10 protein-coding genes and 1 pseudogene are annotated in these 8,977 nt (G+C 68.5%); 4 read left to right on the forward strand and 7 right to left on the reverse strand.

Going from position 1 to position 8,977, the window contains the following annotated elements:
* Nucleotides 1-95: 95 nt before the first annotated feature.
* Nucleotides 96-188: an SEC-C metal-binding domain-containing protein gene (locus tag F8271_RS34290; RefSeq protein WP_225854814.1), complete on the forward strand. Its 93-nt coding sequence runs from the start codon at nucleotides 96-98 to the stop codon at nucleotides 186-188.
* A gap of 82 nt (nucleotides 189-270) precedes the next feature.
* Here the strand turns inward: F8271_RS34290 and ssb are convergent, their stop codons facing one another.
* Entirely contained in the window at nucleotides 271-819 is a 549-nt protein-coding gene (ssb, locus tag F8271_RS27765) for a single-stranded DNA-binding protein (RefSeq protein ID WP_225854810.1), read from the reverse strand.
* A gap of 362 nt (nucleotides 820-1,181) precedes the next feature.
* Here ssb and F8271_RS27770 point away from each other — a divergent pair, with 362 nt between their 5' ends.
* On the forward strand, nucleotides 1,182-1,970 hold the full coding sequence (locus tag F8271_RS27770; protein WP_151492804.1) for a metal-dependent hydrolase: 789 nt from the start codon (nucleotides 1,182-1,184) through the stop codon (nucleotides 1,968-1,970).
* 93 nt (nucleotides 1,971-2,063) lie between these two features.
* Nucleotides 2,064-2,198, forward strand: a complete 135-nt coding sequence (locus F8271_RS33900) for a hypothetical protein (protein ID WP_255473750.1) — start codon at nucleotides 2,064-2,066, stop codon at nucleotides 2,196-2,198.
* Between the two features lie 83 nt (nucleotides 2,199-2,281).
* Here F8271_RS33900 and F8271_RS27775 read toward each other — a convergent pair whose 3' ends face one another.
* The 3 genes and pseudogenes from F8271_RS27775 to F8271_RS33485 all read right to left on the reverse strand — a co-directional run.
* Nucleotides 2,282-2,521 carry a hypothetical protein gene (locus F8271_RS27775; protein ID WP_151492805.1) on the reverse strand — a complete coding sequence of 80 codons (240 nt, stop codon included), beginning with the start codon at nucleotides 2,519-2,521 and terminating at the stop codon, nucleotides 2,282-2,284.
* Entirely contained in the window at nucleotides 2,518-4,164 is a 1,647-nt protein-coding gene (locus F8271_RS33480; protein ID WP_370461981.1) for a transposase, read from the reverse strand. The genes F8271_RS27775 and F8271_RS33480 overlap by 4 nt, the downstream gene beginning before the upstream one ends.
* A gap of 922 nt (nucleotides 4,165-5,086) precedes the next feature.
* Nucleotides 5,087-5,521, reverse strand: a pseudogene (locus F8271_RS33485) (DUF4158 domain-containing protein); the annotation flags it as partial.
* A gap of 77 nt (nucleotides 5,522-5,598) precedes the next feature.
* Between F8271_RS33485 and F8271_RS27785 the strand changes: the two are divergent.
* Nucleotides 5,599-5,970 carry a hypothetical protein gene (locus tag F8271_RS27785; protein ID WP_151492806.1) on the forward strand — a complete coding sequence of 124 codons (372 nt, stop codon included), beginning with the start codon at nucleotides 5,599-5,601 and terminating at the stop codon, nucleotides 5,968-5,970.
* Nucleotides 5,971-6,206: 236 nt separating this feature from the next.
* Here the strand turns inward: F8271_RS27785 and F8271_RS27790 are convergent, their stop codons facing one another.
* From F8271_RS27790 to F8271_RS33490, 3 genes are all read right to left on the reverse strand, one after another.
* Nucleotides 6,207-6,458: a hypothetical protein gene (locus F8271_RS27790; RefSeq protein ID WP_151492807.1), complete on the reverse strand. Its 252-nt coding sequence runs from the start codon at nucleotides 6,456-6,458 to the stop codon at nucleotides 6,207-6,209.
* Nucleotides 6,459-6,627: 169 nt separating this feature from the next.
* Nucleotides 6,628-6,864 carry a hypothetical protein gene (locus F8271_RS27795; RefSeq protein WP_151492808.1) on the reverse strand — a complete coding sequence of 79 codons (237 nt, stop codon included), beginning with the start codon at nucleotides 6,862-6,864 and terminating at the stop codon, nucleotides 6,628-6,630.
* A gap of 1,892 nt (nucleotides 6,865-8,756) precedes the next feature.
* A partial coding sequence (locus F8271_RS33490; protein WP_225854813.1) for a hypothetical protein occupies nucleotides 8,757-8,977 on the reverse strand: 221 nt, incomplete at its 5' end.

An 8,977-nucleotide genomic window follows, 5' to 3' on the forward strand; every position in this document is an offset into this window, starting at 1 on the left:
ACGAGGCGTACGCCCGACGTGAAGGCCGAGACCCGGCCGAACGGTCAACCCGCCGAGATTACGGCGAGTGGCACGCCATCACGCACCCCGACCAGGTGCTGCTGTGGCCACCCGACCGCAACACAGCGTGCTGGTGCGATTCAGGCCGCAAGTACAAGAAATGCTGCGGCGCACCGGCCAGGAACTAGCCAGCTCGCACCCGCCGAACGGAGACCGTACTCCACGCCATGGTCGAACAGGCACGCAACGGCGTCCTGTCGGACGCAGGCGTCAGAACGGCGGTTCGTCGTCGAAAGGCACCGAGGCCGCACCCCCACCGGGCCGCCCGTCCTGCACGGTCGGCCCGGTGCCGTTCGGGCCGCGACGATCGGCACCGGGCGCCCCGCGCGGTACCGGGCGGGTCGGTGACGCGGTGGCCCACGGATCATCCGGCCCGACCGCGCCGGTGCCGGCCCGCACCGTCTTGCGGACGGCGGCCGTCGCGTACGTCAGGTCCGGGCCGACCGCCTCGGCAGTGACCGCGAACGTCGACCGTTTCTCCCCCTGATCGGTCTCCCACCGCTGCTGAGCGATGGTCCCGGTGACGATCACCCGCACGCCTTTCGACAAGCTCTCCGCGACGTTCTCGGCAAGCTGACGCCACGCCGTGCAGTTGTAGAACGACGGCTCCCCGTCACGCCACTCGCCCAACGCCTTGTCGAACACGCGCGGATTGACCGCGACCGTGAACCTGGCCACCGGCACGCCCGACGAGGTGAACCTCAACTCAGGATCGTCAGTTAGGTTCCCGACCACGGTAATCGCCGTCGCGTTGAGCATCGATCATCACCCTTTCGTCCCTGACCCCCACCAACGCTGGAACTCACCAATAGCTAGCCGCGACAGCCGTTCTCGTCGAAGCCACCCACCCGCTGCCGCTTCCAGCAGGGCCGAACGGATCAGCGTCAACGGCCCCGCGCTTGGACCAGCTGTCCCAGCCCGCCGAACTCTTGATCAAACCCGGCCGGTACCGGGGGTCAACGTAGCCGGGATCGCCACCACGACAAACGTCGCCTCCCACCCAGAGCACAACCGTGCCGGTCAAGCCCATATCCGATGGTTTTTCGGCGCGTACTACCGGGACCGCCACAGCCTCATCGCCAGTTCGCGCCAGCACTGTTCGCACCTCAGCGCTCTCTGCGATGCTTCCTTCACGTTTCGTGTCGGCAGTGGAGGGTTGTGATGCGGCGGTGATGGGACGTTCTCACGCGCTGTCCGGGGCGGTGGTGTGGCTGGGCGGTTGTGCGCTGGCGGCGGGGCTGGGGGCGCGGCCGGCCGTGGGCGCGGTGGTGGTCGGCGCGGCGGTCACCGCCGGCGGGGCGTTGCTACCCGACGTCGACCATCCCGGGTCGGTCGTCGCCCGGTCGTTGGGGCCGCTGACCCGGCTGATCGCACGTGGCGCGGCGGCGGGAGCGGCGGCGCTGCGGACTGCCTCGTGCGGCTGCTGCGCGGGCCGGGGCGGGCACCGCGCGGTCACCCACACCTTCGTGTTCGCCGTCACCGCGGGTCTGCTGGTGTCGCTGCTGTGCTGGGTCGGTGGGGATGTCGCCGCGGCGGTTGTCGCCGGTATGGCCGCGGCGCTGGCGGTGCGGGGCGTGCTGCGTAGGCGCACCCGCGGGGCGTACGGGGCGGCGGGGTCCGGGCTGCTGGTCGGGTTGATGGCCGCGGCCCTGCCCGGCCCGGTCGCCGGATGGTGGTGGGTGGGCCTGCCGCTGGGGCTGGGCTGCCTGGTGCACTCTCTCGGCGACGCGCTGACCTTCAGCCGGGTACCACTGCTGTGGCCCATCCGGATCCGGGGCTGCCGGTGGGCGCCGCTGGGCATGTGGGCGCCACTGCGATTCCGCACCGGGTCAGCGGCCGAGCTTCTCCTGGTCGTCCCAGCCTTGATGCTGCTGGGCGTGATCAGCGCGTGGACCCTGATCACCCCGTAGCGGGGCCGCCGACTGTCGGGCTCGCCGGATGGTGTCACCGCCTGGTGATATCCATATATGCCGTTCAGTAGCGTGTCGATCACGGAGGGCCTCATGCCGCTCGTCAGTCCGCACAAGCGCGGCGGGAAGCCGGTACGCGGCTACTACCGCCTGAACTCGGTCTGGAACTTCTGGTTCGGGCTGATCCTGATGCTGTTCTTCTTCGCCTACGTCAGCAAGCGCCAGTAGCGCCCCCGCGAGCAGCGCACCGGCCGGGTGCCGGACCACCGGCCCGCAGGGATCGCTGTGGGCTGAGAGAGACGGCAGCGTGGTTAGGCCCGGGTACGTGCGACCATCAGTCGTACGCCGACGATAGCGAGCGCGGCGACGGTGGCGAGTCCGGCGTACACCGCTCCGCGCCAGTCGCCGGAGAGGGCGAGGTAGAACCAGCCGAGACTGGCGGTGATCAGCAGGACAGCGAGGACCGGCCAACCGGTCAGGGCGTACACGGCCAGGCCCGCCCGGCGGCGGGCGTCGTCCTCGGGCGTCTGAACGGTTGGGGTGGGCGTCATCGCTGTTCTCCTGTCGGGGCCGGCACGGCCGCAGTGCCGCGCTCGTAGTCGATGCGTTGGTCGAGGTCGAGCTGGAACGTGCCGTGCAGGGCCACGTTGGACCAGAACAGCGGGGTCAGGCCGCGCAGATCGTGTTCGGTGAGCCGGGCCGCCCAGTCCGGTTCGGCCAGGACGCGGTCGACCATGCGGGTGTTGACCAGCACGAGCGCGGACTGGAGCAGGTGCAGGGAGAGCATGGAGATCTCCTGGGCCTCGCGGTCGGCGCCGGGCAGTTCGGCCTCGCGGCCGTAGTGGATGGCCACGTTCGCCGAGTTCCACTGCTCGACGACCTGGAGCCCTTCGTGGATCTCGCGGCGCAGCGCGGGGTCGGCGAGGTAGTCGGCGATAAACGCCGTCCGGACGGCGCGGCCGAGTTCCTCGATCGCGGCGAGGGTGGGGTGCTTGGGACCGCGGGTGTTGAACCGGCGCAGGATCTGCTCGGCCTCGGCGGTGCCGAGCTGCAACGCCCGCGCGTACTTGATCATCTGGTCGTATTCGCGGGTGATCAGGTCCCAGTTGATCGCCCGAGTCAGCACCGGCTCCAGCCCCGGATAGGTAGCCCCATCAGCGGGCCGGTAGAGCCGGGCGGCGCCGATGTTCTTCAACCGGGGCAGCAGCCGGTAGCCGAGCAGGTGGGTGAACGCGAACCCGACCACGGAGGCGCCGTGGGTGTCGGTGTAGTTCGCGGTGATCTGTGAGTCGACGTCGGCGGCGTGCCGGATCAGGCCCTCCATCATCGCCGCGACCTCGGACGACGAGCAGGTCTTGAGCTGGGAGTACACGCAGACGCTCTTACGTTCGACGTGCCAGTAGATCATCACGCCGGGTCCGCCGTAGCGGGCGTGCCACTCGGTCATCAGGTTCGACTCCCACGACCCGAACTTCTTCGAGTCCGACGCGCACGCGGTGCCGGCGCCCCACCAGCGCGGGTCACGCTCGCGCAGCGTCGCGCCCACCACTGCGGCGATCGCGCGGCGCAGGCCGTCCCGGTTGACGAACAGGTGCCGGGTACGGCGGAGCTGCGCTTCGGTGACGCCGTGGTCGCCGGAGTGCACGATCCGCTTCACGCCGATGTTCGTGCCCAGCGCGAACAGCACCAGCAGCAGCCGCTTGCGCAGCTCGCCCGGGGCCAGGTGCTCGCGGGTGGCGATCGACGTGAACTCGGTGTGCAGGTCGGTCAGCCAGTCGGCTTCCTTGAGTAGGTCGAGCAGGCTCACCACACCCCACCGGCGGGTCACCTCCGCCTTGACCGCGTCCAGGTTCGCCGGCACCCGGCTGGGCCGGCTGCTTCGACACCGAGATCCACACCTGCCCCTTGCGGGTGCCGACCGACGTCCCGGCCGTACCGGCGCGCATCGCGGCCGCCCACCGTGCCAGCGACGTTTCCACCCGCGACCGCAGCGCGGTGACGAACTCGGTCGGGTCGGTCGGCTGCGCAATCGCGGTGTAGTGCACGTCGCGGTGCAGGTCGAAGTCGACCGGCAGGTCCGTCTCCGGGTTGCGCCATGCACGGGCGCCCTCCACCCAGATCTCCCGCCGGCGGACCGCGTCCCGCAGGGCCTGCAACACGCACAGCTCGTACGGAATCCGCTCGACCCGGCCACGGTCGTCGACGACCGCCGGTCGCCAGTCGGCCTTGACCACTCCGTCCAGCGGCACCCGGTCGGCCCGGTCGTAGTGGGTGAGCCTGCCGTCGCGGTCCTTGTACCGATGCAGTAACTCCAGGGCGTCCATCACCGGCCGGTACGCCGTGTTGTTGCACCGGAATTGGAGGGCGTCGAGCAGCTTCGGCAGCATGGTGCGGTAGTGGTGCGAGTACGAGCTGGCCAGCACCGTACGCACCCGCTGGCGTCGCCGCGACTCGGTAGCCTTCGCCTCGGCCACCAGATCCTTCAGCGTCTGTTCCCCGACCGCCGGGTACACCACGTCGCGGACGATCCCGTCCGGGTGGGCCACCGACACCCCGGCCAGCCGGTACAGCACGTTGTCCTTGTCCGCGACCCGGCGGAACTCCGCGATCTGCTCCCGCTCGACCCGCCGCTGCGCCCGCGTGTTGATCACCCGCACCAGGTCGATGAACAACTCGACCAGCGAGTCGGTGACCTCGGTCTGCCGGCACCAGCACAACACCGCCAGCAGCGTCAGAGACACCTCCGGCGGGTGGTCACGGCGCAGCGTCGACGGGTACTCCGCCGCCGCCCGCGCCCTCCACCGGGCGACCCGCTTCTCCGCGACGTCAGCGAACAGCCCGGCCGGAAGCCCGATCGCCCGGACCCGGCGTAGCTTCACGATCTCGCCCAGCAGGGTCTCCAGGCCCAACTTTCCCGGGTCCGCCTTCAACTCGTTGAAGAAACTCACCCCGCCAACGCCGTCGGCGTCCGCCTCGGCGTCCTGGCCGTCGCCGAGGACCGCCCACAACGCCGCCGTCACGTCAGCGGGCAGCCGGCCCACGATGTCCTCGCAGAACCGGGCGTCAGCGATCCGGTTCGCCGCGCCCACGATCCGGTCCATCCGCCCCGGCGGCTCCAGCTTCTCCGACCGGCACCGGGCCAACACCGCCTCACGCTGCCGATCCTCGTTCAACTCGCTCGGACAGACCTGCTCGGCCAGCCACGCGATCATCTTGTCCTCGTCGCCCCGAGAGAACATCCGGAACCCGAACGCGTCACGGATCTGAACCCGATACCGCTCAACGCCGCGCCCCGTCACCTCGAACTCGGCGTCCGGCACGCCGAGTTGCCGCACGAGATAGTCCACCGCGGCCGGCGGGACCTCGCCGACGTGACGCGGGAACCGGCCCTCGATCTCGAAGAACTTCACCATCACCGCGAAGCTCAACCGGCGGCCGCCGTGCAGCCGCGCCATCAGCTCCAGATCAGCATCGACCAGCGTCCACGACGCGATCAGGTCATCGAGTTCCCACTCCCGGCGCACCGCAACACCCTGACAGACGACGATCACCGGCTGACGGCGACCCGGAACCCGACGTCGATACGCTGAACGCCGACCCCACGCCCGGCGAACACGAAGGACAGACCATGCGCAGGTGGGTACGGTACGAAGCTCCGATCATGGTCTGCGTCGACTTCGACGACGACGGCTACACCGGCAAAGTCGTCACCGTCGCCCTCGGCGACGACCCCGACGACGTCCGCCTCGCCCGCGACCACCGTGGCCACTTCCTCGTCTACGACGACACGATGGAACCCGTCTCCAGCGGCGAACAGCAGACAATCCGCGCCATCACCATCGCCGAGTACCGCGAATGGCCCGAACGCCTCGACTGGGAAGAAGGCCCCGACGTCCTGCGCTACCCCGACCTCTACGGCCCCGCCGAAGCCGCCGACGACCAGGACGAAGACGACGACCTCGAACCACTCGACCTCCACGAGCGCGGTGCCGTCCACTGACGCCCGTACCTGAACAGCCAAACCGGCCCCGCCAGCACGCAACAACGCTGCGCGGGGCCAATCCGTCTCCTACGACACCTAAACACCAAGATCAAATATTTGCGGTGCTGGGACAGCTACCCAAGCGCGGGGCCCAGTCCGTGCCGCTGGCGGCGATGTCGTCCTGGTGGCCTCGGCCGCGCACCACCGAGCCGCGCAGTCGAACCCGCCCGACCAGGCAGTCTCCGGCTGACGGATCAAGACCGGAACACGGGTTCCAGCCCCGCGCCGCGCCCTGCTCTCGGGTTGGATAGAAGGTCGGCCAGCACCGCGGCTTCGATTAACTGGCCGCTCAACGCGCCCCAGCACGTCGCTGCCGCTGGGCCGTATTGAGCCTCCATGGCGGCCGCCCGTTGGACAGCAAGCCTGAGCCCTTGATCGATATCCCTGGTCAGCAGATCGATCAAGGTGTCTCGCGTGGCCATTGCGTCGATGTCATCGAATGCCATCAAGCCAAATTATCTACCAGTCATTGACTCGTCACCGAAGGTGACAAATCTCTCCCGACTCGCGGGCCTTACCAGGGAAGGCCCGCGACTCCGCGGGCCCAACGGAATCTCGGGGCCGCCCACAACCGGGGCCCGCGCTCACACGGCCCCGGCGTTCAGGAGGCGGTGGTCAGGCGGCGCGGGGGGACTCCTGGGTGGCGTGGGCGATCGCGCGGCGCAGCGCCGCGAGGGAGACGGGCCGGTCGTGCTCCTGCTCGGTGAGCCCGACCTCGATGCACTGCCGGATCCACGTCGACGGCTTCACCCCGGCCGCCTTCGCCGCCGCCTCGACCCGGGCGTCGATGCTGACCGGCAGCCGCACGCCGCGCGGGACCATCGGCTCGCTGTCCAGCGGCGGCACCTGCACCGGGGTGACGCCGTCGACGTACTCTGCGCGAACGGACTACGCAATCGCCCTGGGGTGACCACACAGGGCTATTGCGTAGTCGCTTGATGGCCGGCTGACCTGCGGGAACTCGCGGTCAACCGTCCGGTGCAGGTGGTCGACTCGGCTGGGCGCCGAAGCGGAAGTGATGCGACCGAAGGCCTGCAGCTCCCGCAGGCCAATGGACCAGGACTGCCACGATGGGGGCTGCACTGGTGCTGACCTGCGCGAACGGACTACGCAATAGCCCTGGGTGACCACACCCAACCGCAGGCCAATCTCAAGATCAACTCATGCTACGTGGCGGGTATTGAACCTGGGCCCACGGTTCATACGTTTCAACGATCACCCACCCCAAGGCCCTAACTACTCCAACACGGGAGAACCAAGTTGCCCGAACGTCAGCCCGAAGATCGCCTAGGCCCCCTCGATCACCCAGCACTACCGATCGCTACGTTGGCAGCTGTTAGTACAGCTGCGTCGGTTATGATCCCCAATCCTGCTGCCAAAGCCGTTTTTGGGATAACTGCTTCGCTTACCGCTAAGGGGGCTGTCGCAGCCGCTGCGATGCCGACGGTCGATCCCGATGATTCACGAGCATTGGCAGCCGGCCTTTGGGAGACGGCAGCCATCGGGAGCTCCGTTGCTTCTGCGGCATTGTTTGCGTCAGGCAATCCCCAGGCAGGGGCGGCAATGGCTGCTATTGCAGTAGTGACAGATGCCGCATCGGATATAGTCAAGTCAAATACTCCCGTTGCCAGGCAACAACGATAGTGAATCGGTGAACTGGACAGAGTTCTGCGTACCTGTTGCTGGCCTGACCGCCCTGCTGGGGCTCGAATTCGTCACGTCGTCTCGGTCGCCCTCGTCGTACGGCAGCCGCCATTGGCTAGTTGACCAGGTCGTATGCGCGGTTGAGTCGGGATGCGCTGGTGGAACCAGCGTGAGCGGGCTTGGTGGCGTCGGCGGCGAGTTCGCTGGTAGCTAACGGCATCGAGCACCAGGGCTATTGAAGTGATCTCAGCGACTTTCCTGCAAATATTTGTACTCGAAGTGGGTCAGGCGTAGAGCGGCGGCGACGATGTCGCCGGTTCGGCATGGGCTGATGTTCGTGGGGCGTGGCGTTTTCCAGCGTCCGACCAGGGACGCGAAGCCGCGTTCTCCTTGCCAGCGCAGGCCGCGGCAGCGCCGCCGTCAAACGGTGCGAACGGACGGCCCCGGCTCACCCTCGCGGAGCCGTCCGTTCTATCCCCTCACCGCAGCGCTGCCAGCACGGGGGGCAGGGCTATTGCGTAGTCGCTTGATGGCCGGCTGACCTGCGGGAACTCGCGGTCAACCGTCCGGTGCAGGTGGTCGACTCGGCTGGGCGCCGAAGCGGAAGTGATGCGACCGAAGGCCTGCAGCTCCCGCAGGCCAATGGACCAGGACTGCCACGATGGGGGCTGCACTGGTGCTGACCTGCGCGAACGGACTACGCAATAGCCCTGGCACGGAGGGACCGAGCAGCGCCGTCGACTGATGAGCGTAAGACGCCCGCGGCGGCTCCCGGCTCGCCCCCCACGCTGAGGCGGTCTAGCCGCTCCGAGGGCTCGGGACGGCGGACCAACGTTCGGGAAAGTCGCGCTAAGGGTGATCTTGGTTCGAGCTGAGGGGTCCCGGAAACGCTCACTTGCGGGACACCCTGGCGCGATCGCCTCCGCAAGGGACTCATGCGGGGCGGCGAGTTCCAAAAACCGTCCCGCAATCGGCGCGGCGTGGTCCGGATTACGGGACGTTTCCGAGACGATCGGCCGCATGACTGCCCCCGCCCCCACCCATGCCGGCGCGCTGGCGCACCCGCACAACCGGGGGTTTCGGCAGTCCTGGCGGAAAAATCAACGGATATCGCTGATCCAGTCTGCTTGGCCGCGAGCGCGACCGCAAACGTTCGTTCGTTCGCGATACACCCGGGCCCCGGCGACGTTTCCCCAGGTCAGCAACACGGCGCCGTCTTCGAGGCGCAGCATGGTGCGCGAAGATTCGGTGCTGGTTGGTGGTTGCGGTCCGCCGGTGTTCGGGTGGATCGTGATGGGGTTCGTCGTGGTCGACTCCGAAT

Source organism: Micromonospora sp. ALFpr18c (genome assembly GCF_008868155.1).
Lineage (GTDB): Bacteria > Actinomycetota > Actinomycetes > Mycobacteriales > Micromonosporaceae > Micromonospora.

Excerpts from the sequence above, each read along its gene's own strand:
- F8271_RS27770 (WP_151492804.1), top strand. The coding sequence starts at position 1,182 with ATGCTTCCTTCACGTTTCGTGTCGGCAGTGGAGGGTTGTGATGCGGCG.
- ssb (WP_225854810.1), bottom strand. The coding sequence starts at position 819 with ATGCTCAACGCGACGGCGATTACCGTGGTCGGGAACCTAACTGACGAT.
- F8271_RS27790 (WP_151492807.1), bottom strand. The coding sequence starts at position 6,458 with ATGGCATTCGATGACATCGACGCAATGGCCACGCGAGACACCTTGATC.
- F8271_RS33900 (WP_255473750.1), top strand. The coding sequence starts at position 2,064 with ATGCCGCTCGTCAGTCCGCACAAGCGCGGCGGGAAGCCGGTACGCGGC.
- F8271_RS27775 (WP_151492805.1), bottom strand. The coding sequence starts at position 2,521 with ATGACGCCCACCCCAACCGTTCAGACGCCCGAGGACGACGCCCGCCGC.
- F8271_RS27785 (WP_151492806.1), top strand. The coding sequence starts at position 5,599 with ATGCGCAGGTGGGTACGGTACGAAGCTCCGATCATGGTCTGCGTCGAC.